20 protein-coding genes are annotated in these 24,153 nt (G+C 60.1%); 14 read left to right on the top strand and 6 right to left on the bottom strand.

Annotated elements, in window-relative coordinates; all coding sequences use genetic code 11:
* Positions 1-5: 5 nt before the first annotated feature.
* From hutI to metE, 10 genes are all read left to right on the top strand, one after another.
* Positions 6-1,307, top strand: a complete 1,302-nt coding sequence (hutI, locus tag HMPREF0183_RS04040; RefSeq protein WP_005883057.1) for an imidazolonepropionase — start codon at positions 6-8, stop codon at positions 1,305-1,307.
* 40 nt (positions 1,308-1,347) lie between these two features.
* Positions 1,348-2,934, top strand: coding sequence for a histidine ammonia-lyase (hutH, locus tag HMPREF0183_RS04035; RefSeq protein ID WP_005883055.1), 1,587 nt, complete (start codon positions 1,348-1,350; stop codon positions 2,932-2,934).
* A gap of 119 nt (positions 2,935-3,053) precedes the next feature.
* Entirely contained in the window at positions 3,054-4,274 is a 1,221-nt protein-coding gene (locus HMPREF0183_RS04030) for an allantoate amidohydrolase (protein WP_005883053.1), read from the top strand.
* Positions 4,271-5,644: a formimidoylglutamate deiminase gene (locus HMPREF0183_RS04025; RefSeq protein ID WP_005883051.1), complete on the top strand. Its 1,374-nt coding sequence runs from the start codon at positions 4,271-4,273 to the stop codon at positions 5,642-5,644. The genes HMPREF0183_RS04030 and HMPREF0183_RS04025 overlap by 4 nt, the downstream gene beginning before the upstream one ends.
* Entirely contained in the window at positions 5,644-6,411 is a 768-nt protein-coding gene (locus HMPREF0183_RS04020; RefSeq protein ID WP_005883049.1) for an IclR family transcriptional regulator, read from the top strand. Before HMPREF0183_RS04025 ends, HMPREF0183_RS04020 begins: the two co-directional genes overlap by 1 nt.
* Before the next feature lie 396 nt (positions 6,412-6,807).
* Positions 6,808-8,577, top strand: a complete 1,770-nt coding sequence (locus tag HMPREF0183_RS13030) for a DUF7926 domain-containing protein (RefSeq protein ID WP_005883048.1) — start codon at positions 6,808-6,810, stop codon at positions 8,575-8,577.
* Positions 8,578-8,768: 191 nt separating this feature from the next.
* A complete protein-coding gene (locus tag HMPREF0183_RS04010) occupies positions 8,769-9,947 on the top strand; it encodes a folylpolyglutamate synthase/dihydrofolate synthase family protein (RefSeq protein ID WP_005883046.1) in 1,179 nt (392 codons plus the stop codon).
* A gap of 157 nt (positions 9,948-10,104) precedes the next feature.
* Positions 10,105-11,157, top strand: coding sequence for an isopenicillin N synthase family dioxygenase (locus tag HMPREF0183_RS04005; RefSeq protein WP_005883044.1), 1,053 nt, complete (start codon positions 10,105-10,107; stop codon positions 11,155-11,157).
* A gap of 7 nt (positions 11,158-11,164) precedes the next feature.
* Positions 11,165-12,223, top strand: coding sequence for a methylenetetrahydrofolate reductase (locus HMPREF0183_RS04000; protein WP_005883042.1), 1,059 nt, complete (start codon positions 11,165-11,167; stop codon positions 12,221-12,223).
* Positions 12,220-14,559 carry a 5-methyltetrahydropteroyltriglutamate--homocysteine S-methyltransferase gene (gene metE, locus HMPREF0183_RS03995; RefSeq protein ID WP_005883040.1) on the top strand — a complete coding sequence of 780 codons (2,340 nt, stop codon included), beginning with the start codon at positions 12,220-12,222 and terminating at the stop codon, positions 14,557-14,559. The genes HMPREF0183_RS04000 and metE overlap by 4 nt, the downstream gene beginning before the upstream one ends.
* Before the next feature lie 229 nt (positions 14,560-14,788).
* Here the strand turns inward: metE and HMPREF0183_RS03990 are convergent, their stop codons facing one another.
* The 3 genes from HMPREF0183_RS03990 to HMPREF0183_RS03980 are packed head-to-tail and all read right to left on the bottom strand — an operon-like array spanning position 14,789 to position 17,136.
* Positions 14,789-15,445 carry an HdeD family acid-resistance protein gene (locus tag HMPREF0183_RS03990; RefSeq protein ID WP_005883038.1) on the bottom strand — a complete coding sequence of 219 codons (657 nt, stop codon included), beginning with the start codon at positions 15,443-15,445 and terminating at the stop codon, positions 14,789-14,791.
* A 46-nt stretch (positions 15,446-15,491) separates the two neighbouring features.
* Positions 15,492-16,424 (bottom strand): glutamate racemase, encoded by a 933-nt coding sequence (locus HMPREF0183_RS03985; protein WP_005883036.1) that lies wholly within the window; start codon positions 16,422-16,424, stop codon positions 15,492-15,494.
* The gene (locus HMPREF0183_RS03980) at positions 16,417-17,136 is read right to left on the bottom strand and encodes an HAD domain-containing protein (protein WP_005883034.1); all 720 of its coding nucleotides are present in this window, start codon (positions 17,134-17,136) and stop codon (positions 16,417-16,419) included. The genes HMPREF0183_RS03985 and HMPREF0183_RS03980 overlap by 8 nt, the downstream gene beginning before the upstream one ends.
* 87 nt (positions 17,137-17,223) lie before the next feature.
* Between HMPREF0183_RS03980 and HMPREF0183_RS03975 the strand changes: the two genes are divergently transcribed.
* A complete protein-coding gene (locus HMPREF0183_RS03975; protein ID WP_005883032.1) occupies positions 17,224-18,690 on the top strand; it encodes an amidase in 1,467 nt (488 codons plus the stop codon).
* Between the two features lie 51 nt (positions 18,691-18,741).
* On the opposite strand, the gene HMPREF0183_RS03970 is transcribed toward HMPREF0183_RS03975, so the two are convergent.
* A complete protein-coding gene (locus tag HMPREF0183_RS03970) occupies positions 18,742-20,217 on the bottom strand; it encodes an APC family permease (RefSeq protein WP_005883030.1) in 1,476 nt (491 codons plus the stop codon).
* A 117-nt stretch (positions 20,218-20,334) separates the two neighbouring features.
* The gene (locus tag HMPREF0183_RS03965; RefSeq protein WP_005883028.1) at positions 20,335-21,558 is read right to left on the bottom strand and encodes a site-specific DNA-methyltransferase; all 1,224 of its coding nucleotides are present in this window, start codon (positions 21,556-21,558) and stop codon (positions 20,335-20,337) included.
* A 67-nt stretch (positions 21,559-21,625) separates the two neighbouring features.
* Here HMPREF0183_RS03965 and lhgO point away from each other — a divergent pair, with 67 nt between their 5' ends.
* The gene (gene lhgO / locus HMPREF0183_RS03960) at positions 21,626-22,855 is read left to right on the top strand and encodes an L-2-hydroxyglutarate oxidase (RefSeq protein ID WP_005883026.1); all 1,230 of its coding nucleotides are present in this window, start codon (positions 21,626-21,628) and stop codon (positions 22,853-22,855) included.
* Between the two features lie 275 nt (positions 22,856-23,130).
* Positions 23,131-23,520: a universal stress protein gene (locus HMPREF0183_RS03955; protein ID WP_005883023.1), complete on the top strand. Its 390-nt coding sequence runs from the start codon at positions 23,131-23,133 to the stop codon at positions 23,518-23,520.
* 109 nt (positions 23,521-23,629) lie between these two features.
* Here HMPREF0183_RS03955 and HMPREF0183_RS13375 read toward each other — a convergent pair whose 3' ends face one another.
* Entirely contained in the window at positions 23,630-23,758 is a 129-nt protein-coding gene (locus HMPREF0183_RS13375) for a hypothetical protein (RefSeq protein WP_280990786.1), read from the bottom strand.
* A 47-nt stretch (positions 23,759-23,805) separates the two neighbouring features.
* Here HMPREF0183_RS13375 and HMPREF0183_RS03950 point away from each other — a divergent pair, with 47 nt between their 5' ends.
* The gene (locus HMPREF0183_RS03950) at positions 23,806-24,153 is read left to right on the top strand and encodes a hypothetical protein (RefSeq protein WP_156798111.1); all 348 of its coding nucleotides are present in this window, start codon (positions 23,806-23,808) and stop codon (positions 24,151-24,153) included.

The following is a 24,153-nucleotide window of genomic DNA, read 5'->3' as shown; positions in this document are numbered from 1 at the left end:
CATTCATGCTGATCGTCACGAACATTTCGGAACTGGTCACTAACAACCCGGCCCCCGGCGCAACCCCTGCTGACCCTCACAGCGATTTCCTGGGTGTCATCACTGACGCCACCCTGGTCGTTGAGGACGGTAAGGTCGCGTGGGCGGGTCCCACCTCGGGCCTGAAAGCGGGTCACCCGCAAGCCGCCGAGGTCGTTGCCACCCAGGCACGGCAGGCACCTTCCGCTCTCCAGGCGAAAGGGCAGGAAGGCGGCGAGGGCCACCGCGTGATCGACGCGGCTGGCCAGGCGGTCATCCCAGGGTTTGTGGACTCCCACAACCACACGGTGTTCGCTGGTGACCGTTCCGAAGAGTTCGCGGCACGAATGGCAGGAGAGTCGTACTCCGCCGGTGGTATCGCCACCACAGTGAAGGCCACGCGCGCTGCAAGTGATGATGAGCTGGAAGCGAATTTGGTGCGACTCATGCGTCAGGCCCAGCACTCCGGTACCACCACGTTCGAGGTGAAGTCGGGGTATGGGCTGGACGTTGAGTCGGAACTCAAGGCACTTGAGCTGGCTGCGCGTCACACGGATGAAGTGACGCTCATGGCGGCTCACGTAGTGCCTGCTGAGTTCAAGGATGACCCGGACGCCTACGTGGACCTGGTCATCAACGAAATGATCCCCAAGGCCACCACGCACGCCAAGTGGATCGACGTGTTCTGTGAAGAAGGCGCGTTCACAGAAGAACAGACCGCCCGCATTTTGCAGGCCGGTATTGAGCACGGTTTGCGCCCGCGTTTGCACGCCAACCAGCTCACTGACGGCGGTGCCCTGCAGTTGGCGGCTAAGTTCAAGTGCGCGTCTGCTGACCACGCGACATTTGCCAGCGACGCAGACCTAGCCGCGGCAGCCGAATCCGGCACGGTACTGACCCTGCTGCCCAGCATCGAGTTCTCCACCCGTCAGCCCTACCCTGACGCCCGCCGATACTTTGAGGCCGGCGTGACGGTTGCGATCGCCTCGGACTGCAACCCGGGAAGCGGTTTCTCAAGCTCCATCCCGTTCTGCCTGGCAATCGCGGTGCGCGACATGCACTTCACGGTCGATCAGGCGCTGTGGGCGGCCACTGAAGGCGGGGCAAAAGCTCTGGAACGTGAGGACGTGGGTCACTTGCGCCCCGGCGCACGCGCCGACTTCTCAATCCTGGACGCTCCCAGCTACCGGTACCTGGTGTACCGCCCGGGCGTGCAACAGATCGGTGCTGTGTTCTGTGAAGGCGAATTGATCGCGTCGAACCCGCAACCGTACAGTGTTTTTGCATAAGTTTGCATAATGTAGTGCACCTCAATTTTCAGGAGTTTTGATGAACCCAATTGCGCTTGAACCTGATGAGCTGACTTTTGCCCAGGTGGTCGCTGTTGCGCGTGAGAACGTGCCGGTTGAGTTGCCTGAGCACGTTCGTGAAGAGGTCGCAAAGACGCGTACCCACGTGGACGACCTGGCCAAGGCCCCCAAGCCGGTTTACGGTGTGTCAACGGGCTTTGGTGCCCTGGCGCAGCGTCATATTCCGCACGATCTGCGCTCGCAGTTGCAGAAGTCGCTGATCCGTTCCCACGCCGCGGGTATGGGGGAGCCGGTGGAGCCCGAGGTGGTTCGCGCCTTGATGCTTCTGCGTGCCCGCACGCTGGCTACCGGGCGTACCGGTGTGAAGGTCGAAACGCTGGAAGCGTACGTGAACCTGCTCAACGCGGGTATCACCCCGTGGGTGTACGAGCACGGTTCGCTGGGTTGTTCAGGTGACTTGGCACCGCTGTCCGCATGCGCGCTGGTGGTCATGGGCGAAGGCTACGTCCACGACCCCGAAGGCGGTTCGGAACCGGTTGAAGCTGGCCCCGTTCTCAAAGCAGCGGGCATCACGCCGGTTGAACTGGAAGAAAAAGAAGGTCTGGCGCTCATTAACGGTACGGACGGCATGCTGGGAATGCTCATCATGGCGCTGTACGACTTGGAGAAGCTGCTCACCACCGCTGACCTCACAGCCGCGATGAGTGTTGAGGGCCAATACGGTACTGACCAGGTGTTCCGCGACGAACTGCACCACCCGCTGCGCCCGCACCCAGGTCAGTCGGCCAGTGCGCGCAACATGCTGGACGCTCTGCACGCCTCACCAATTGTGAAGTCCCACTTCGACTCCACCCACCTGGTGCAGGACGCGTACTCCCTGCGTTGCTCACCCCAGGTGACCGGTGCGGCCCGTGATGCGGCAACGTTTGCCGCTCAGGTGGCTGCACGCGAAATCCGTGCAGCAGTAGACAACCCGGTGGTGTTGCCTAACGGTGAGGTTTCGTCCAACGGTAACTTCCACGGCGCACCTATTGCGCACCAGCTGGACTTCTTGTCCATTGTGGTGGCCGATGTTGCCTCGATCGCCGAACGTCGCACCGACCGTTTCATGGACCCTGCCCGTAACCAGGGACTCAACTCGTTCTTGGCCGATGACCCGGGCGTGGACTCCGGGCTCATGATCGCCCACTACACGCAGGCAGCCATGGTGGCTGAAACCAAGCGCTTGGCCGCACCGGCCTCGGTCGATTCGATCCCTTCTTCAGCCATGCAGGAAGACCACGTGTCCATGGGATGGGGAGCGGCCCGCAAACTGCGCACCGCAATTGAAAACCTCACCCGCGTGCTCGCCGTTGAACTCTACGCGGCAGCCCGTGCCATTGAACTGCGCGAACCAGAACCGGGTGCCGTGACCGGTGCCGTGATCGCGGAACTCCGCAAGGACGTTCCAGGCCCAGGTACCGACCGCTTCATGTCACCAGAGCTGGCTGCAACGTATGAATTTGTGCGTTCGGGCCGTGCCCTTGAGGTCGCAAGCGGAGTACACAAGTTTGTACATACGCTCACCGATACTGATGGAACTGTTCTTAACGGTTACGCACTGTAAATACTTAAGCGGCCCACTCCCACAGGGGTGGGCCGTCACTATATAGCCAGCCACCATATAACCACTCACTTTTTAATCACATATACATCCGCTTGATGCGCTGATGATTCGGAGGATCCATGTCAGACGTAGTTTCTCTTCTCAACGACATTCGCGATGTGGGGCGCGATCCGCGTGGCCCCGGATACATGCGACCCGGATTCAGCTCCACCGAACTCAACCTGCGCGAATGGTTCGTGGGCGAAGCGCAGGCGCGTGGCTTGGACATAGAAATCGACCACAACGGAATCACATGGGCGTGGGTAACTGCCCCGGGCGACAACGCTGTAGTGACCGGCTCGCACCTGGACTCCGTTCCAGGTGGAGGTGAGTTTGACGGGCCGCTGGGGGTCGCCTCGGCGTTGGCAGCCGTTGACCAGCTGAAGGCGGACGGCCGGCTGGAACAGCTCAACCGCCCACTGGCGTTGGCGGTGTTCCCGGAAGAAGAAGGGTCCCGGTTTGGGGTCGCGTGCCTGGGGTCCCGGTTGATCACTGGCGTGATCGAACCGGACCGTGCGTTGGGGCTCAAGGATGCTGAGGGGAGGACCTTCGCCGAGGTGGCTTCCGAGGTGGGTCTGAACCCGGACTTGATGGGGCAGGACAAGGAGCGTCTGTCACGGATTGGTTCGTTCCTTGAGCTTCACGTGGAGCAGGGTGTGGGGCTCATTGATATTGGACAGCCGGTGGCCATTGGGTCCTCGATTGTGGGACACGGCCGATGGCGGTTCACGTTCGCGGGTCAGGGTAACCACGCGGGTACTACGCCAATGACGAAGCGTGCTGACCCGGTTGTTGCTGGTTCGCAGGTCATTGGTGCGATTCCCGCTGTGGTTGCCGGTGTGGACGGAAAAGCCGTGGCGACTGTGGGCCGGACTATTTTGCACCCGGGTGGTACCAACGTGATCGCGTCGAGCATGGATTTCTGGTTGGACATTCGCCACCCGGATGACGGGGTTGTGGGCGCAGTGTTGCGCGCAATCACGCAGCGGGCGCAGGAAGTTGGGCACGATTTGGGTGTCGAGGTGACGGTGAGTCAGGAGTCGTATTCGGCCACAACGCACTTCAACAGCGCGTTCAACCAGCGTTTGCAGGGAGTGCTGCCGGAGGCGCCCATTCTGGATTCGGGTGCGGGGCACGACGCGGGGATCTTGGCAGGGTTTGTGCCGTCTGCCATGCTGTTTGTGCGTAACCCTACGGGTGTTTCGCACGCGCCAGAAGAAGCGTGTGAAGAAGACGACCAGCGCGCTGGTGTGAAGGCACTGGCTGATGCGCTGGCGATGGAAGCAGGAGTGCAGGCGTGAAAACTCTGTGGTTTGAAAACCTGTATGTAGGCGGCCAGGTGCTCAACAATGTGGCCGTGCTGGTCGCTGATGACGGGTCTGTTGAGGAAATGCGGGCTGGAGTGAACGCGCCACCTGAGGCTGTCACCTACAGCGGCTTGGCGCTGCCGGGTGCGAACAACGCACACTCGCACGCGTTTCACCGGCTGTTGCGCGGGCGTACCCACGCCGACGGTGGGACGTTCTGGACGTGGCGGAAAGTCATGTACCGGGCAGCCGAACAGCTCACACCTGAAAACTACTACCTGCTGGCACGCGCGGTGTACGCGGAAATGCTCACGGCGGGGTACACCTCGGTGGCGGAATTCCACTACGTCCACCACCAGGTGGGCGGTAAGCCGTACGGTAGCCACGACATGGAGCTGGCGTTGGCGCGTGCAGCCCGCGACGTGGGGATTCGCCTGGTGTTGCTGGACACGTGTTATCTTACCGGTGGCATTGGGCAGGAGCTCAACGAGCAGCAGGCGCGGTTTAGCGACGGTTCGATCGACGGTTACCTGGAACGTCACGCGGGGCTTGCGACTGCGTTGGCAGATGACCTGGGTGGCGCTTTTGGTGGGTATTCGACGGTTGGGTACTCAGGTTCAGAGGACCCATTGGTGACGCTGGGTTCGGCGATTCACTCCGTGCGTGGTGTGGCTAAACCTGATCTGCCCGCGTTTGCTGGTTTGGACGGGCCGTTGCACGTTCACTTGTCTGAACAGCCGGCAGAAAACGAAGCGTGCCTGGAGCACTACGGTGTGACTCCGACCCGTTTGTTGGCCGATGCCGGTGTTGTGACTGACCGGCTGTCAGCGGTGCACGCCACCCACTTGACGGATGAGGACATCAGATTGTTGGGTGACGCGCGTTCCGCTGTGGTCATGTGTCCTACGACCGAGGCGGATCTGGCGGATGGTATTGGGCCGGCTTCTGCTTTGGCTGGGGCCGGTGCGGTGATTTCGCTGGGTTCGGATCAGCACGTGGTACTTGACCCGCTGTTGGAGCTCAGGGCGCTGGAGGCTGGTGAACGGCTGGGCAGCGGTGAACGTGGGCGCTTTAGCCCCGATGAACTGATTGCGGCTTTGACCTCTGGCGGTGCGTATTCGATGCACATTCGCCCGGGGGTAGGTGTTGGTGAGGCTCAGGTGGCGGACTTCGTTGTGGTGGACACGGAATCGGTGCGCACGGCAGGTTCGGTTGGCGAACAGGTGGTGTTGGCTGCGACTGCTACGGACGCGACTCACGTGATTGTGGGTGGGCGTGAGGTGGCCGCTCATGGTGAGCACGCGCAACTGGGTGATGTTGCGCAGTTGTATGGTGCCGCGTTGCGTGAGTTTGAGCTGGACTGATGTCTCAGGTTCCTGCGCTCAGACGTGCCGTGGCGATTTTGCGTCATTTGGCGGCGTCGAACCGCCCTATTAGTGCGGGCGCGATTGCGCGGTCTGGGAATGTGCCCAGGTCTTCGGCATATGAGATTTTGAATGTGTTGGAAGAGCTGGGCTTGGTCACCAAGGTCGATGCGGGCTACTTGCTTGGACCAGGGGTGGCGGAGTTGGGGAGCGCGTATTTGCGGATCAACCCGTTACAGCGAGTGGCGCAAAAAGACGTGCGGGCGCTGGCTGAGCGTGCGCGCGGGGTGGCGCAACTGGCGGTGATCCGCGGGTGGGAGACCGTGTATGTGCTCAAAGAACAGTCGGTGCATTCGATGGCGGTGATCACAGCGGCTGGCGTGCATATGCCGGCGTACTTGACTGCAACGGGCCGGGCCATCATGGCGACGATGGAAAAACGGGACGTGTTAGCAGCGCTGTCGCGTGAGGTGGCTTTTGTGAACCGGACGGGTAAGGGGCCTAGGTCGGTTCATGATCTGATGGGCGAGCTGACGCGGGTACGTACGCAGGGGTACGCGATTGAAACTGGTGAAGTAACGCCGGGCGTGTGGACGGTAGCGGCACCTGTTTATGACGCGGCGGGACGGGCCGTGGCTGCCGTGGGGTTGACGCTGCCGGACAGTGACTATTCACAGAACCGGGTCAGTGAGGCAGCAACGATGTGTACCCGTGCAGCAGCCAACGTCACGCAACTCATTGGCGGGGGTTTGAAGGCTTTGAACTAGCCCATTAAAGTTGGACAGGTCTAATGCCACAGAGCTAGGTCTACGAGTCTTTCTTGTAGCCGTTCATCGAACTTTACAACAACTGAAGTATCAAGGTCTGACTCGAAGGTATATGCGTCGCGGAATACGGATGCGGAGGGTCGTTTGGAGTTGAAGCCGAGTAACAAAGGGTGGAGCACACGAACCCAGCCTCTGTTGAAATTCGGGGTGTTTTCTGAGTTTCCATTAATGCTAGACTGATCCGGCAAAGCATAACCAATTGTGCGCGTTCGGTCCGTGGCCCCTCATGGCCGCTGTGCGTGAGCGTGTAAGGGCGGGTTAGGAGACACGTTGTTACCCAGAACTATCAGGCGGACTGCGCTTGCGACGCTAGCAGTATTCAGTTTACTGCTAGCTATGACAGTGCCCGCAACGCGAGCAATAGCCGCGATTAACGAAAACATCGAAATCACAATCACCTCGTTTAAGAAAATCAACGATAGAAACGAGCCCCAAGACGGACAGTTGTACCAGTACGACTTGGCACAGCTCGACTTCAAATGGGACGCCTCGAACGCTGATCCCAAGCCGGGCGATCAGTTCTCCATTGAGTTTCCGCCGGAGCTGAAGATGAAAGACAGTGGCACTTTTCCACTGCAGGCTTCTGACGGCAAGAAATATGGAGAGTGCTTAGTAGAAGATACGAAAATTACCTGCACGTTCAACGACAACATTGCAGGCAAGACTGACATCAAGGGTAGCGGAAATGCGGTTGTTAGCGCTGAAAAAGCTTCCGAGTCGAACCAACTTGATTTCACCATCAACGGTAAGAAAACTGCCGTCACTGCACCTGACGACAAACCGATTGGCTCACGGGATGGTTACGAAGAGTGGCAGACAGATAAATGGGCGCCAAAGCTGAACGCAAACAGCACAGAGCTCAATTGGCAAATCGCCTTCAATGCCGACGTGATCACACGAGAGAGCGGGCAGAACCTGGACAACGTCGACCTAACCTTTATCGACAAGGCTGGTCCAGGACAGGTTTTTGTGGAGACTGACAGTAAGTGGTTCATCAAGGCCGCACAGTCGGCCGACAATCCCGACCTGCACGAGCCGATTACCGACGCAAGTGGCGAACAGTTCACCCAAGACTACGGTGACCTTAAACTGACGGTCACCTTAAACGATGCAAAGACGGAAGCAACCATCAACATCAAGGGTTCGATGAAGTCTGGCATCAACTATTCGCTCATTTACCACACCCAGCCCAGTAACGGCAAGATCTCCAAAGGTTTTGTTTACAAGAACAGCGTTAGTGGCACCGGCATTCAGGGAACACTCACTAAGAAGACGTCTTACATCGAAGCTTTCACTATCGGTATTGAGCTTAAAGACGGCTTCGGCAACTTTGACATTGCAAAACGCATTGAGGGTCCGGGCTCGGGCCACCTTGCTGAAGGAACCAAGTTTGACGTGGCTGTCGCATGGAGTCTTCCGGATGGCAAGAAACCCGAGGACTACGACTGGGAAATCCCTGACAACCCGATGATCCTCCCGATCACGGTAGGCGAAACAACAGTATCTACTGTTCAGTTCCCTGTAGGGACGAAGATCACATTGATTGAAGACCCGAATACAGCGAACCCCAAGAACGAATCCGTCACGTTTGGCACACCTACGTTCACTGTGGGCGAGTCAACAGGTGAAACGGCCGAATTCGTTATTGAGAATAAGAGCACCAAGAAAGTTAATCTGACTAATCAAGTTGATACAGTTCCGGAACCAACTCCGGAGCCATCGGAGGAGCCGACTCCTGAGCCTTCCGAAGAACCGACTCCTGAGCCTTCGGAGGAGCCGACTCCTGAGCCTTCCGAAGAACCGACTCCTGAGCCTTCGGAGGAGCCAACTCCTGAGCCTTCCGAAGAGCCGACCCCGGAACCTTCGGAGGAGCCAACACCGGAACCTTCGGAGGAACCGACTCCGGAACCTTCGGAGGAACCGACTCCTGAGCCTTCGGAGGAGCCAACTCAGGAAACTCCGATTGAGGACTCTGGAAATGACAACAGCCCACTTCCGCGGACCGGTTCAAACGTAGGTCTTGGCCTGCTTGCTGCTGTGACGCTCATCTGTGGCGGTGTCGTGATGCTAGTGGCTTCACGCAAGCGTGGAAAAATGAACCGATAAGATAGCAACTGGCCCGTATTAGCAAAGGAGTGTGTCGGCAACGGTTACCGTTGCCGACATATCTCTTTCACAAGAAGCTAGGTGGTGGCGCGACGGGCCGTGGCAGCCGTGCGGCAACCAATGTCACGAAAATCATTGGCGGAGGTTGAAGACGTAACTTTGGTTGCGACCCACCCCATAAACTAAACACCATGGTTGCCACACACGACCCACACGACGAACCATTCTTCCGCGAATGGAACACCCACAGACACGTCACCCGGTCCCGCACCAGAACAACCCAGCTCCAACACGCACTCGGCCTCACCCGTACCCTCCCCACCCCAGCCATTCTCATCGTTGGGTCCAAAGGCAAAGGAACAGCAACAGCGGCAGCCACCTCGGCGCTGGCAAAAAACGCCACCGTAGGCACCATCACCAGCCCACCGCTACGCCACAACCGCGAACGCATCCGGATCAACGGCCGCGCAATCAGCCACACCGAATACGCCCGGCTCTCCGAAATCGCGCACGACGCAATCCGCACCCTGCCACCTGTCACCGACGGGTACCTGCCACCCTCCGGGATCTACACACAAACAGGCATCGCATACCTACTGCAACAAGGCGTCGACTTCCTGGTGATAGAAGAAGGGCTGGGCGGACTCAGCGACGACGTCTCCCTCTTCGACTACCCTACAGTTGGCATCACGCAAATCTTTATGGAACACAGCGACATCCTGGGCAACTCCCTCAGCTCGATCACCCACGATCTGCTCGGAACCATCACACCCGCGACCACCAGCATCGTGAGCCACTACAACCAGCCACAAGAAGTATGGGACTACCTAGCGGGACGTGACATTGAGCTGCCAGAACTGGAGCTGCCAGAACCGGAACTTGTGCAAGCGTCCACCATGACGGCGACCAACCTGGAAATTGGGGCACGGGCCGCTGCCACGCTCAGAGGGCGATACGTGCCTATTGGTGAACAGGAACTGATACTTCCGGCCCGCGCATCAACACACACGCCACCGCACTCTGACGCACTGTGGATGGTGGACGCCGGAATCAACCCCGAAGGCATCCAACACGCACTCACCCGGGCAACCGAAGAGCTGGGTCACTTCCACGTGCTCGCAGGGCTCCCAGACGTCAAGGACGTAGACGCGTGCCTGGAAGTGCTGGAGCCATTTCCCGTCACATTTGTTGGTGCGGGCCGCGACTACCTGGACTACACCCACTTGGCGGCACACGGGCCGGTGCTCAAGGTTGAAGACGCCTGTGAACAAGCGTTGGCGTCAGGGAAGAACATTCTGGCAGTAGGCACCATGTCCGTCGCCGGGGCAGTGCTTGAGCTCTTGGACGCCCCCACCCATTTCTGGTGGTAGGGGGCGGGGGTGGGACGGCCTGTTTTTGACGCTGCGTGACACACTGTTGCACGCATGTGACACCAAAAGACGCGGTGTGACAACACCACCCGCTTATGCACCCTACTGAACTTAGCGTGGGCTCCACAGTCACTCACCTCAGACCAAGGAGCACGCAATGTCACTGTCCAGCCTCCCAATCCTCGACCTCTCCCAGGCCGACGACCCCCAACACGCAGACGACTTCCGCCGCCAACTCCGCGGCGTCACCCACACAGTAGGGTTCTTCTACCTCACCGGGCACGGCATCCCCGCCTCGGACTTCAGCGAACTCCTGGAAACCGCCCAACGGTTCTTCGCCCTGCCCGAGGAAGACAAACTCAGCATCGAAAACACCAACTCCCCGCACTTCCGCGGCTACACCCGCGTGGGCGGAGAACGCACGCTGGGCAACGTGGACTGGCGCGAACAGATCGACATCGGCCCTCACCGTGAACCCGTGACGGAGCCCCTGCACACCTACGACCGACTCACCGGCCCCAACTTGTACCCAGAGGCCTTGCCGGAACTCAAGACCGTCACCGACTCCTGGCACGAAAAACTCACCGCCGTAGGCGAACGTCTGCTGTCAGAATGGGCTCTGAGCTTGGGGCAGCCCGCAGACGTTTTCGGCCCGGCTTTCGCCCACGACCCAGAGTCGTTCATCAAGATCATCCGCTACCCAGCACCTACCGTGACGCCTGCTGAAGACAACTCAGGGGAGGAAGACGCGATCACGCAAGGTGTGGGTGCGCACCGTGACGGCGGTGTGCTCACCTTGCTGTACCCTCAACCGGGCACTACTGGTTTGCAGGTGAACTACCAGGATGAGTGGATCGACGTTGAACCGATCGAAAACACGTTTGTGGTCAACATTGGCAAACTCCTCGAGGTGGCCACCGGTGGGTACTTGCGCGCGACCGTCCACCGCGTGCTGCCCACGCCTCCGGGCCAAGACCGGATCTCTGTTCCGTTCTTCTACAACCCGTCACTGCGCGCGAGCCTGCCAGAGCTCACACTTCCTCAAGAGCTCGCGGCCCAGGCACGTGGTGTGAGCGCTGACGAACGTGACGCACTCTTTGCCGTGTACGGAGAAAACGCGCTACAATCCCGGCTCCGTTCCCACCCCAACGTCGCCGCTATCCACCACGCCGATCTCCTCGAAACCACCGCAGGTACCCAAGCGAGCTGAGGTACCTGTGACCACACTCTCTGCATCAGCACCCCTCGATACCCACACCTCGGGACCGGTCACTGACACGAGCGGAAGGCGGGAAGACGGCACGCTGGCCGAGACCTGGGAAACCGGTACCTTGGCAGCCGGAACCTCTGAGCGGGAGCCCGGCCACCAACCGGAATCACGGCTCGCCCTGTCCTTCGAAGTCATGCCACCCAGGAGCGCGCAACAACAGGAACAGTCAGGAGAACTCCTGGACCTCCTAGCGTCCTATGACCCCGACTATGTGGCGGTCACCTCGGCGGTGCGTACAGGCTGGTCAGCAGGAACAGCTGCGTTTATTTCGCAACTGTCAGCCACCACCCGCCTGCGCCCGCTGGCCCACCTGGCGTGCACTGCAGCGCCGCGTGACGAACTGGTCACCTGGATTGAACGCTACATTGACTCCGGTGTGCGCGGGTTCCTGGCAATCCGCGGCGACCTGGCACCAGGGGCCACTGCGCCTCCCGCCGGGCACCTGGCCCACGCGGACGCACTGGTCACGCTGTTGCGCTCAGTCGAACGCAACCAAGTGGCCCGCTTGTGCGCTGGCCGGTTTGCCATAGGGGTGGCCGCGTACCCCAGCGGGCACCCCGAATCGAAACGGCCAGAAGAAGACATCGACGTGTTGGCCGCCAAACAACGCAACGGCGCCGACTTCGCTATCACCCAACTGTTCTTCAACCCCGCCCAGATCACCACAATGTCCCGTCGAGCTGACTTAGCCGGCGTCACATTGCCGATCATCCCCGGCATCATGCCCATCACGGGAAGCGCCCGGCTCAAACGCATGTGCCAGCTGTCAGGCCTCACCCCACCGGCGTACATCGCGCAGGCTTTGGCTGCGGCGGGTAGCCCCGCTGAAGAGTACGAAATCGGGTTGAGCCTGACAGCTGATTTCGTCGAAGCGTTAGTGGCTGTGGGCGTTCCTGGCCTGCACTTCTACACCTTCAACGACCCAACAACCATCACCGAACTACTGTCACGCCTGAGCCCCCAAACCCGCGCCAGACTGACCACCACCCGAAAGGACACACCATGACCACCTCTTCCCAGACCCCATTCCCCCACGCAACAGTGACCGGGTTGCCGCGGATTGGTCCGCGCCGTGAACTCAAACGCGCGCTCGAAGCGCTGTGGGCTGGCACGATCGATGAGTCCGAATACGCTGAAGCCGCCCACAGTCTGCGCCTGTCCTCGTATGACCGGCAACGTGACCTGGGGCTTGTGGCCGACTACGCGATCCCCGGCGACTTCTCCGCCTACGACCAGGTGTTGGACGCGGCACTGGCCGCTGGGCTCGTGGGGGAGGACACCACCGGCACCGACTTGGGGGAGTACTTTGCGCTGGCCCGTGGCACGGTTGACCGGGCGCCGTTGGAAATGACCAAGTGGTTCGACACGAACTACCACTACCTAGTGCCCGAGGTCGTTGACGACCGTCCGTTCACCGCCCGCCCCCAGCGGATCCTGGAACTCGTTGACGAAGCCCGCCAGGCAGGGCACACCATTCGCCCCGTCCTGTTGGGGCCGGTGACCTTGTTGGCCCTGTCGAAACCAGCTGAAGGTGCTGGCAGGCAGCCGCTTGACCGGCTCGATGAACTGGTCGACACCTACGCTGAACTGCTCACTGCCTTGCACGCCGCTGGGGTGGAATGGGTGCAACTGGACGAACCTACCCTAGTGACCGACCTTGACGCGGTTTCTGATGAGGAACTCGCTCAGCGCGCGGGCCAGGCGCACGCACGGCTGTTGGCTACTGCGGACCGCCCGCAAGTTCTTATTACCGCACCTTACGGCTCGCTGCGTGCAGGGCTGGACGCCCTGTTAGGGGCTGGGCCCGAGGCGCTTGGCGTTGACCTTTCCGCTGCCACCCGCACCATTGACCCTGAGTGGTTGGGCCGGTTGAAGGCAGCGGACTTTGGGGGTACTCGTCTGGTCGCCGGCGTGATTGACGGGCGCAATATTTGGGCCGCTGACCTTGAAGCCGAGCTCGCTGTGCTGACGTCTTTGCAGAGTGGCGGCCGCGAGGTGTCCGTGTCCACCTCGACCTCCCTGCTGCACGTGCCATACACGGTGAGCGCTGAAAAGCGACTCCCCGTGGACGTGGCCGGCTGGTTGTCATTTGCTGAAGAAAAAGTCACGGAAGTTGAGGCGCTCGCCGCGGCTTTGGACGCTCATGGTGAGGGTGCCGCGGACCCGGTCAGTGTCCGTGAGGCCGCTTTCAGCCGCTCAGCCCGGGCGGTGCGCACGCGCGCAGAATCAGATCGTGTGGTTGATGAGCAGGTGCGGGCGCGGGTGGCTGCGATTGGTGAGCGCCGCACTCGCGTTGGCAGTGTTGAGGAGCGCCGTGAGGCTCAGGAGTCCCTTGGTCTGCCGTTGTTGCCCACCACTACGATTGGGTCGTTCCCGCAAACGCCCGAGGTGCGCCAAGCTCGCGCTGCCCTGCGTGGTGGCCGTATTTCGGAGGACGAATATACGGAGACCATGCGTGCTGAAATCGCTCAGGTTGTGAAGTTGCAGGAAGAACTTGGGTTCGACGTGATTGTTCACGGTGAACCGGAGCGCAACGACATGGTGCAGTACTTCGCTGAAAACCTGGCTGGTTTCGCGGTGACTGATCATGGCTGGGTGCAGTCCTATGGAAGTCGCTGTACCCGCCCGCCGATCCTGTTTGGTGACGTTCACCGGCCAGAACCCATCACGGTGCCCTGGTCCACGTATGCTGCAAGCCTGACCGATAAACCGGTCAAGGGGATGTTGACCGGGCCGGTGACGATCCTGTCGTGGTCGTTCGTGCGTGATGACGTGCCACTGTCCACGGTGGCTGAGCAGATCGGGTTGGCATTGTCTGATGAGGTCGCTGAACTGGAATCGGCTGGAGTGCGGATCATTCAGATTGATGAACCGGCACTCCGTGAGCTGCTACCACTGCGGGCCGATAACCGTGCGGATTACATTGCCTGGGCCGTGGATGCGTTCCGCTTGTCGAGCATCAGTGTAGACCCAGGCACGCAGATCCACACGCACTTGTGCTATTCGGAGTTTGGCCAGGTGATCGCCGCGATCGACGCCCTGGACGCGGACGTCACCAGTATTGAAGCTGCTCGGTCACGCATGGAGCTGCTGGCCAGCTTGGACCCGGAGGAGTTCGACCGGAGCGTGGGGCCGGGTGTCTACGACATTCACTCGCCACGTGTGCCCACAGTGGAAGAACTCACTGGTTTGCTCGAGGCTGCGATCACGCATGTGCCACGTGAGAGCCTGTGGGTGAACCCGGACTGTGGCCTCAAGACTCGTAAGTATGAAGAAGTGCGCCCGGCTCTGGCGAACCTGGTTGAGGCTCGCAACGAGGTGCGCGCCAAACTTACGGTGTGATGTTGGTCATCGTTCCCTTTTTCGTTTGATGTGTTGGGTACGTCAGGTGGTTTTCTCTACAGTCCTGAGCTGCTGTTCGTCAGCTGTGTAGAGTAATGCGCCGATTTTGGGCCGAAAACGTGAACAAAACGAACAAAAAGGGTGTTTACTCTACACTCTGGTTCGAGGAGTGTAGAGTAAACGGCTTTGCGCCGTTTCTAACGCGAACCCAACGATGGTGACGTGCACGTTAGCGGCTGATCCCTGGTGGGGTGTCGTCGTTGCCCGTGTCTTCTACGGTGCCTTCGATGACGTCACCGCGGCCGTCGTTGCTGGGGTTAGAGTATGCGCGTTCACGGTCTGCCAAGGCTTGAGCGCTCTTGCCGAACTTGAAGCCCAACGCCAAACATGTAGCGCCCACAAAGATCAGCACCGTAGCGACCACAGTGAGCAACGCCAGAGTGCTTTCACGTGGGAACACCACGATCATGACCGAACCGGCGAACGCCAACACACCACAGACCACAAAAGCGACCCACGTGCGGTTCCCGGTGGGTTTGATGACCAAACCTGTCGTCAGAAGTCCCATACCAATGAGGAACACAGCCAGGGACACGATCACTAGAATGATCGATGCGAAAACACCAGGCAACATCGCGATGATGACGCCCAAGATGATCTGGATAAGTCCTTTACCCATGGACAGTTGGGCGCCTGGCACACGCCGAGCGCGCAACCAGAGGAAGCATGAAAAGACACCGTCAGCGATCAACCAACCGGCAAAAATGTATGCCACGATCACAAAAGACTGTCCCGGCCACACCAGGATTGCCAGTCCAGCTAGTACTGCGAAAATACCTTGAGCTAAGAAAAAGTTACGAGCCTGACGATAGATCAGCGATAACATTGCACTCCTTTAAGCGTGTACCTGTATAGCGCTTTATGACTCTGATTTATTCCGGTTTGTCCCGCAATGCCAACAGCTCACGTCCAACAGCATACGCCTCTACCGCGGCGGGTAAGCTCCCCGGTTTGCCTGATAAAAACACGTGCGTGAGACGGCCGGTGGGAGACGCGGAATCTTGCGGAGAAGCGGAAACTTGGGGCGGCTGCGGGGCTTGCGGTGACAGCGGTGCTGGAACGACCTCGGCGGGGTCCTCAGAAACCACCTGCGCGGCCAGCCTGCGCGCCAACTGACGGGCAACCGCCTGGGGCGAATCAAACAGGGTGACGGGCCGGTCAAACGCGGCCTCAATGCGGTCCGCCACCAGCCCGTAGTGCGTGCACCCCAGCACAATGGACTGGGCTTCCCGAGGTGTCGCAGTGACGGCGGCGGAAAGGGCGATGTCGATGGTTTCCGGGTCGGCGGAGTCGATTGCCTGGGCCAGTCCGGCACACGCGACTGGGTACACGTTGATGTCGCCCGCGTACATGCTGATGAGCGAACGCTGATACGCGCTCCCCGTGGTCGCTGTTGTGGCCCACACCGCGAACGGAGCGCCTGTGGCCGCCGCGGGCTTCACCGCTGGGACAGTGCCAATCACCGGGACGAGAGGTTCGAACCGTTCACGCACCGCCGAAAGCGCGTGCACACTGGCCGTATTGCACGCGATCACCAGGGCGCGGGCCCCAGCGTCCACCAACGTGCGGGCGGAAGCCAAGGCGCGTTGCTCAATCTGCGCCGAGGTGAGTGCGCCGTAAGGGGCAAAATCGGGGTCCATCGCAAGGGCCAGATTGGCATGAGGGAGTTCGTGGTGCACGGCAACCGCGAACGGCACCAAGCCCAGGCCCGAGTCAAGAAGGCCCACTGTGGGGGTGGAGCTGGTGGGGGCGGCTCCTGCGGGCGCAGAGTTGGCGTGCGGCTGCCCAGCGGCCGCGTTACTCATTGGAGCTCTGAGCGGTAGGGGTGTCCGGATCCGGTCCTGCGTGCGGGGTGGGCTCCGGGCTGAACGTGGGTTGGGCCGTGTCACACTCGCGTTCAGCGTCGGAGTCGCTGTCTGCGTCATGCGCCCGGGCAACCACGAAGTCACTGGTGTTCATGGGCTCCGAACCGCTGGGGCGCGGGTACGAAAAGTCTTCAATCGACGTGACCTGCTCCTCGGTTAAGCCGTACTTAAACTCCGGTGCAATTAGCAGCATCCGGTTGCGATACGTCTTCTCGAAATACTCGCGCGTGTTCTCATGCGCCAAGTCATCATCGACCCACACCGCGCGCTTGCCGGGATTGTCAGCCAGCCACTGCTTCATGGCAAGGGACTTCCACCACTTGGTGTGATCCCCGGCGTGACGGTTATACGTGGCGTCCGGCATCTCGATAATGGGGTAGGAACGTTCAAACTTGAGCTTGGGCTCAATTTCGGTGCGACACAGCGCCGACCACGTTGACAGCCACACAATGTCAGCATCGCGAGTCTTCACGATCTTCTCTAACGCCTTAATGATCTTGGGCCGAAAATGCAGAATGTAGTTCCACGCCTGCACTTCTTTACGGCCCTCTTTTTTGAACCGCTTGCCCTTGACGGGAAAAGAGTTCAGCACACCGTCCACATCAAGAAAAATTGTGATGTGACGCGCCCTGCGACGGGCAGAATCCTTCATGTGCGACTCCGAGCGAATTTGGCAGGCTTAGCTTCCAGTGTACGGGGGTAGTGCTTGGGCGACGAACGGATGTGCCACACTACGAGTATGAGTGACCTACATTACATGGGCGTAAAAGAAGTTCTCCAGGCATATCAGCAAGGACTGTCACCCGTTGAGCTCATCACGCACCTCCTTGAACGTATCAAACACGTCAACCCGCGTATCAACTGTGTCGTTGATACTCTGCCTGACCTGGCGCTCGAAGAAGCCCGCCGCGCCGAGGCGGTGCTGCGCGGGCAACAGTCGGGCACCTCGGGCGCGGGGGAAGCGGGAGTGGGGGACACCTCGGCGGTCTTTGCCCACAAACCCCTGCTGGGCGTGCCGTTCCTTTTGAAGGAACAGCACGACCTGGCCGGACACTCAGCAACGCGCGGGTCCCAGACGCTGGCGGGCGCAGTGGCGGAGGTCGACCACCCGATCGTGGCGCGACTGCGGGCCGCTGGGGCGATCCCCTTGGGCCGCACCACCACGCCGGAGTTTTCCTGCGCCACGTTTAGCCACACGCGCGAATGGGGAGTCAGCCGCAACCCGTTTAACCTCGATAAAACCCCGGGCGGTTCGTCCGGTGGGTCGGGAGGTGCGGTGGCCGCCGGGTTCGCGCCATTTGCCACAGCGTCAGATATCGCGGGGTCCACGCGAATCCCGGCCGCGTTCAACGGGTTGCCTGGGTTTAAGTCGCCGTTTGGGTCTACGCCCGGGACGCATCCTTCGAATAATGACTGGTACCGTGGCGACCACGTTTTGGCGCGCAGTGTTGCCGACACAGCGTACGTGTTCAACGCGATCACCGGAGTTGATCCGTACGACAACGCGACCGTTCCGGTGGAGGACTACCCGCACGAATTTGGGGAAGTTGGACAGCTGCTTGCCGGGAAGCGCGTGGCGGTGAGTGCTGACCTGGGGGCGTACGCGCTCGACCCTGCTGTGGCGGCGGGAGTTGACCGAGTGGCACAGGCGCTCGCGGGTGCGGGTGCGGTTGTTGAGACCGTGGACGTGGGGCTCGATTTGGCGACCATCACCCGGGCCTCGATGAGCCACTTTGGACACATTTTTGGGGCAAAACTGTTCCAGTCCGTGAATGGAGACTTGAGCGGTTTTGAGCCTTACACGCGCCTCATGGTCGAGTCGACCACGCAGGCCGCCCGTGAAACCAGCCTGGTGGACAGTCTTGAACTCGAGTCCCAGATCCAGGACACCCTCACCCGCGGCATGGAGGGGTACGACGTGTTGGTGACGGGCACCTCGGCGATTGAGGACCTGGACGCCGACTGCGACTACCTAGGCGAGGTGGAACGCGAGGCCGGGAACCTGGACTTCTACTGGGAAGGGCACATGACGGTGCCGTTCAACATTGCCAACCGCAGGCCAGTCATGGCCATGCCCAGCGGCGTGGGGAGCGCGGGAGTGCCCACCAGTGTGCAGATCGTGGGGCACCCGTATGACTGTGCGCCGGTGTTTGAGGTTTCGGCGGCACTTGAGCAGTTGGTGACGGTGCCGCGGCCTGAGCTGTAAACGGGGGAGCGTGGATACACGGCTGGTGTTACCGTGCATCCGCGCTTTTCGTTAGTGGTTTTTGCCCAGTTTGGTGAGCAGATCGTGCTCCGCGTTAGGACCCGGTGTTACACCGCCCGGGAGGCGGAACATCATCACGACTCCAGCAATGAGCCACAGGCCGAACATTGTCCACGACGGCCACGCCAGCTCAGCTGACCACGGTGTCACCGGGAGGTATAGGACAAACAAGAACAGGCACAGGACCGCAGCGATCGCACCCACCACGATTCCGACATTGCCTTTGCCTCCAACCCGCATGGGGCGTTCCATGTCAGGTTCACGCTTGCGGAGCAACACGAACGCGACTGACACCAGGAAGTACGTGATCACAATCATTGGTGAACCGGCATCCACAACCCAGCCCAGCATCTTCGAACCCAAGAACGGCGTCACAACCGACAATGCCCCGATAAACAGGAGCGCATTGACCGGTGTGCGGTAACGCGGGTGGATCTTGCCGAACCACTCAGGAATCATTCCCGAATTGGCCATTGCCCACATGAGTCGTGACGCACCCATCAGGAAGGCATTCCAGCTAGTAATAATGCCTGCGAGCCCTCCGGCGATCACGATCTTGCCCCAAATGGGGTGGCCCAACATCGCGGTGAGAGCGTCGGCTGTGACAAGACCGTCTTCTGCGTTGAGCGCAGCGATCTCGTCGTGGGGCATGGACACCGAGGTGGTGAAAATGATGACGACGTACCAGGCCACGGCCATGAGAACCGCGAACACCACGAGTTTGCCAATCTGGCGGGGTTTGACGTTGATCTCTTCTGCGGCTTGGGGGAGAACGTCAAAGCCCACGAAGAGGAATGGGACGGCTACGAGCACCGTGACAAACCCGCTGAAGCCACCAGAGTAGAGGGGTTCAACGTATTCCATCTCACCGCCGGTGAAGGACCCGAAAACCAGAAGCATACCTACAATCAGCAGGAACGAGACGACGAACGTCTGAACAAGTGAAGCGACTTTAACGCCTCTGATGTTGATGTACGTCAGCACAACGGCTGTGATGACACCCACCAGTGCCCACGTGAGGTAGACATCGAATCCCGCGACCGTCCACAGGTAGACCTTGTTGAGATCAGGAAATAAGTACAGAGCCGTTTTGGGTACGGCAACGGCTTCGAACATCACCACAGTGATGTACCCGCCCACGATGCACCACGAGCCGATCATGGCGATCTTTGGCCCCATGCTGCGCATCAAATAGTTGTGCTCTCCACCGGCTAGAGGCATGGCGGCGACGAGTTCGGAATACACGACACCAACAAATGCCATGATGACACCGCCACCCACAAACGCGAGCAGTGCACCAACAGTGCCCGCCTGCTCAATCCACCCTCCAGCTAGAACAATCCAGCCAAAGCCGATCATGGCGCCGAAGCCTACAAACAGCGCATCGAGACGACCCATCGCTTTGTTGAAAATCGAGTCGTGTGACTCATGCGTATAGCTACTGGGGTGTTGGTGTGGCTCACTCATGTCTATCTCCTTTGATACTGCAGTGGGGCACACACTAGTTCGCTTTACGCATGATGTGTGCAGTGGCTCACACGTTGATATCGAATTGTTTTGTTCAGTTCTGGCGCACGCCTGAGGTCAGTCCAGGCGCACATCGGTGATGGTCGCCGGGTCGCAACCCACGGCTTTCGCGGCGGCCACAACTCTTCGCCTCGCCAACTCACTGATGGTGATGGAGTCCGGGGTAACTTGGGAGTCCAATTTGCCTGTGGACGGTCGTAACACCTCGGGCTTTTGAACCAGGATGAACTCACGCCGCCCGCCGTCCTCAGCGTTGAGCTCCATGACAGCCTGGGCCGTCGTCCCGGAGCCGGCAAAGAAATCCAGGACTACCGCCTCGGGATCAAAGAACGTGCGCGAGCGCACCAACGTGCGCATGAGCGACACCGGTTTGGGGTACGTGAACAGGCCGCCCAACCCCAGGGCCTCCAGGTCATTGCGCCCCTCATGCCCCAGCGCGCGCACGATCGAATACATTTTGGACGCCACCTTTTCCGCGGGAGTGAGCCGCGCGACCGCATGCTTGCCGCCACCCCACGGCCGCAAAATGTGAGTGCCGGCTGCCAGCCACGCATCGACCTGCGCCTTCTTCGCCGAGCCGCGAACAGCCTCGATGTCTTCGTACATGAGGCGCCGTTCCGTGCCGCGCTCATACCGGCCAAAAGTGGTGCGCAAAACGTCGTCCTCAACCAGGTAGCGCTTGCCGTCGATGGTTTCGTACTTGGCGGGCGGGCGCTTTTCCTGCCAAAACCCGTCGACAAGTGACGCGTCCTTGGCCCACACCGCGATGTAATCGTGTCCGCGAATCCACGTTCGAGCCTGGCCGCCGCCCCTCGCACGTTGATGCACAAACGACCCCAAGAAGTTCTCTTCCCCAAACACTTGGTGGCCCACCAGCGTCAAGAATGCGTGCTCGCGGTCGTCGATAGACACGAAAATGACCCCGTCAAGGCGCATGAGCTCGCGGGCAACGATGAGCCTGGGCAGCATCATCGACATCCACCCCGCGTGCCCAGCCGCCCCGAAAGTATCGCGGTACGGCAACGCATTCCCCGTGTTGTACGGCGGGTCGATGTACACCACTGATACGCGGTGTTTGTGGGTCTGTTGCAGGTGCTTGAGTGCGTCCAAGTTATCGCCCTCGATCACCATGGAACCTGTGGACGGAAGTGTGGGGGTGGTTGCCGCCTCGGCCGAGGTGCCCCCCAACACCCCCACATACCCCACCTGCGCGCGGGGAGGGGTGTGGGCGGCCGCTTCTGCGTCAGCGCGGCCGGTCCAGTCGAGTTCGTAGGTGCTCACGCCCCAAAGTCTATTCAGTCGGCGTTGAGCTGGGCCAAAAGGTGGTCGAAGCTGGCACACTGGAACCATGGAGCTAAAGCGCATTGCAGTTGTTGGCGGCGGAATCATCGGAACGGCAGTTGCGCGTGAACTCACGCGCAAACAACCACAAGCACACATCACCCTGATCGAAAAAGAGTCGCTGTTGGCGCAGCATCAGTCGGGCCACAATTCGGGCGTGGTTCACGCGGGGCTGGACTGCGAACCAGGCAGCTCGAACGCCAAGCTACACCGGCGCGGCGTTGAACTCCTCACCGCGTACACCACTCAGAACGGCTTGCCCTTCAACGAGTGCGGAAAGCTGGTCGTCGCGCAAGACGTGGACGAACTTGAACGGCTGGAAACCCTGCTTGAACGCGCGCAAGCTGCCGACGTGCCAGGTGTGCGCATGCTTGACCGCACCCAGATGCGCGAAGTCGAACCCGGCGTGCGCGGGATCGCGGCCCTGCATTCGCCCCACACGGCTATCACCGACTACAGCAAAATCACTGACGCGTTTGCCCGCGACGTTGAAGCCGCCGGCGGCCGCATCATGTACGACTCTGAAGTCAAACGCGTAGATGCCATGGGTAATGAGGTGCGCGTTCGCCTGGCCTTGCCCGGTGCCCAGGATTCGACCATGACCGCTGACGGTGGCACATATGACCTGGTCATCACGTGTGCCGGACTGCAGGCCGACCGCTTAGCTGACAACAGCGGGCAGGACCCGCACCCCAAGGTCGTTCCGTTCACCCGCGACTACTTTGAGATCAACGGCGAGTCCGCCCAAGCCGTGCGTGGCCTCATTACCGCAGTGCCCGGCACCCCCAACCCGGTCCACCTGAGTACGACCACGCGCGGCGCACTCTTGGTTGGCCCGTACGCGTCCTTGTCCCTTGGCCGAGAAGACTATTCGCGCGGGCTGTCCGGCTTCAAGTTGGACGATGTCGCCTCCACGCTGGGCTTCGGTGGGTTCTGGAAGTACGCGTCTAAGAATATTCAGAGCGCGGCCCGCGAAGCGCGCACGGCCGTTTCGCCTAGTTCTTATTTGGAAAGCGCGCGCAAGTATGTGCCGGACCTGAACGTGTCGGCCGCGCGCCCCGGCCCCCGAGGTGTCCACGCCCAAGCCATGAACTCGGACGGCTCGCTGGTGGATGATTTGGTGTTATCTGCCCGAGGTCGCCTCACCCAAGTGCGGAGTGTTCCGGCTGCAGGGGCCACGTGCTCCATGGCGATCGCCGAGCACGTTGTGGACCAGGCTTTGGCGCAGGTTTCGTGAGGTCTGGAACGCGTTTGGATACAGTCCAGAAAATGGACTGTATCCAAAATCGCCAGATTCAAGCCATTTAGTGACCTAGATCACTGTTTTGGGGTCTTTTGGATACAGTCGACGCGCAAGATCGAGCTCGACTGTATCCAAATGACTCGGTCCCCACCCGCCGAGGTGTGAAGATGCGACTGCGAATTGTCGCCCACCTCAAGTTCCCCAAAAGTTAAACCGGGACCCACGTTGAGCACGCTAAGCGAGAAGCATGCCGTCGATATACTGAATCCATGACTGTTCTCATCGGCTATCTCCCGGCTCCTGAAGGCAAAGCTGCTCTCGAAGTGGGTTTCCGCGAAGCGCACGTGCGCGGTACTGACGCGATCGTCATAACGTCTCCCCGCAAAGGAGCCCCAGACGTCATCACGAAGTTGAACGAACAAGCTCGTGAAGACATCCTCGCAGTGGCCGAGAAGCACAACGTGCAAGCACGAATCGAACAACCCACACACGAAGACGACCTCGTGGGAACATTCAACGAATTCGCTGCTGAACACGGATGCGACCTGATTGTCATCGGACTGCGCAAACGCTCAGCAATCGGCAAGTTCATCCTGGGTTCACAAGCCCAAAGGATCCTCCTCGAAGCCGACGTTCCAGTCCTCACCGCCAAGGCATGAACAAGGCACCGGTAGCAACCCCGATCCGCCTGTCTCAACGTGAGTCTCGCATCTCGTGCACCACGTGTAACCGCACATTTATATGCAATAGTGATTCTTTGAGGGCGCCTTACGCTTGAGTAATCTCAAACCGCAGACGCTCAACGATGTCAGCAACAAAGAAGCACATGGAAACCGCATAGGCGCGGGCCGCTGAAGCTTCATCATGGAGAAACGGGAGTGTGAAGAAAGATGCCACGCCGTTCACAACCACTGTCCACTGAACAAAACGCTCTGGTGTCTTCAGTGCGACGCATTGCAAAACAACGCATGCGCATCAACGCTTCCTACATTGATGCCGTTGTGAAAGCCCGAGAAGCCGGCGTAACTTTCTCAGCCATCGCTGAAGCTGCAGGCATGTCATCGCAAGCAGCGCAGGAGATCTTCCGCCGCCACGGTTCGGCAGCCACGACTTCGCCGGCCAAGACCTCGGACGCCAAAGTCACCCCGCTCCAACCCAAGAGCAACGACACGGATACCACACAAGACGCAACCGCCAGCGCAACTGCAGGCTCAAGTGGCGTGCACAGTGGCGTGCCCCAAGGCGCCGCAGCTGTTACACAAGAAGTAGGAACCCAAGACCCTACCGAATAG

The sequence above is a fragment of the Brevibacterium mcbrellneri ATCC 49030 genome (assembly GCF_000178455.1).
Lineage (GTDB): Bacteria > Actinomycetota > Actinomycetes > Actinomycetales > Brevibacteriaceae > Brevibacterium > Brevibacterium mcbrellneri.
This window is presented reverse-complemented; position numbering and strand designations above follow the sequence as displayed.

Bases quoted from the DNA above. Each gene is read 5' to 3' on its own strand.
- HMPREF0183_RS13030 (WP_005883048.1), top strand. From the start codon at position 6,808: ATGACAGTGCCCGCAACGCGAGCAATAGCCGCGATTAACGAAAACATC.
- HMPREF0183_RS03970 (WP_005883030.1), bottom strand. From the start codon at position 20,217: ATGAGTGAGCCACACCAACACCCCAGTAGCTATACGCATGAGTCACAC.
- HMPREF0183_RS03980 (WP_005883034.1), bottom strand. From the start codon at position 17,136: ATGAAGGATTCTGCCCGTCGCAGGGCGCGTCACATCACAATTTTTCTT.
- HMPREF0183_RS04010 (WP_005883046.1), top strand. From the start codon at position 8,769: ATGGTTGCCACACACGACCCACACGACGAACCATTCTTCCGCGAATGG.
- hutI (WP_005883057.1), top strand. From the start codon at position 6: ATGCTGATCGTCACGAACATTTCGGAACTGGTCACTAACAACCCGGCC.
- HMPREF0183_RS03975 (WP_005883032.1), top strand. From the start codon at position 17,224: ATGAGTGACCTACATTACATGGGCGTAAAAGAAGTTCTCCAGGCATAT.
- metE (WP_005883040.1), top strand. From the start codon at position 12,220: ATGACCACCTCTTCCCAGACCCCATTCCCCCACGCAACAGTGACCGGG.
- HMPREF0183_RS03985 (WP_005883036.1), bottom strand. From the start codon at position 16,424: ATGAGTAACGCGGCCGCTGGGCAGCCGCACGCCAACTCTGCGCCCGCA.
- HMPREF0183_RS04005 (WP_005883044.1), top strand. From the start codon at position 10,105: ATGTCACTGTCCAGCCTCCCAATCCTCGACCTCTCCCAGGCCGACGAC.
- lhgO (WP_005883026.1), top strand. From the start codon at position 21,626: ATGGAGCTAAAGCGCATTGCAGTTGTTGGCGGCGGAATCATCGGAACG.
- HMPREF0183_RS03990 (WP_005883038.1), bottom strand. From the start codon at position 15,445: ATGTTATCGCTGATCTATCGTCAGGCTCGTAACTTTTTCTTAGCTCAA.
- hutH (WP_005883055.1), top strand. From the start codon at position 1,348: ATGAACCCAATTGCGCTTGAACCTGATGAGCTGACTTTTGCCCAGGTG.
- HMPREF0183_RS04020 (WP_005883049.1), top strand. From the start codon at position 5,644: ATGTCTCAGGTTCCTGCGCTCAGACGTGCCGTGGCGATTTTGCGTCAT.
- HMPREF0183_RS04030 (WP_005883053.1), top strand. From the start codon at position 3,054: ATGTCAGACGTAGTTTCTCTTCTCAACGACATTCGCGATGTGGGGCGC.
- HMPREF0183_RS03955 (WP_005883023.1), top strand. From the start codon at position 23,131: ATGACTGTTCTCATCGGCTATCTCCCGGCTCCTGAAGGCAAAGCTGCT.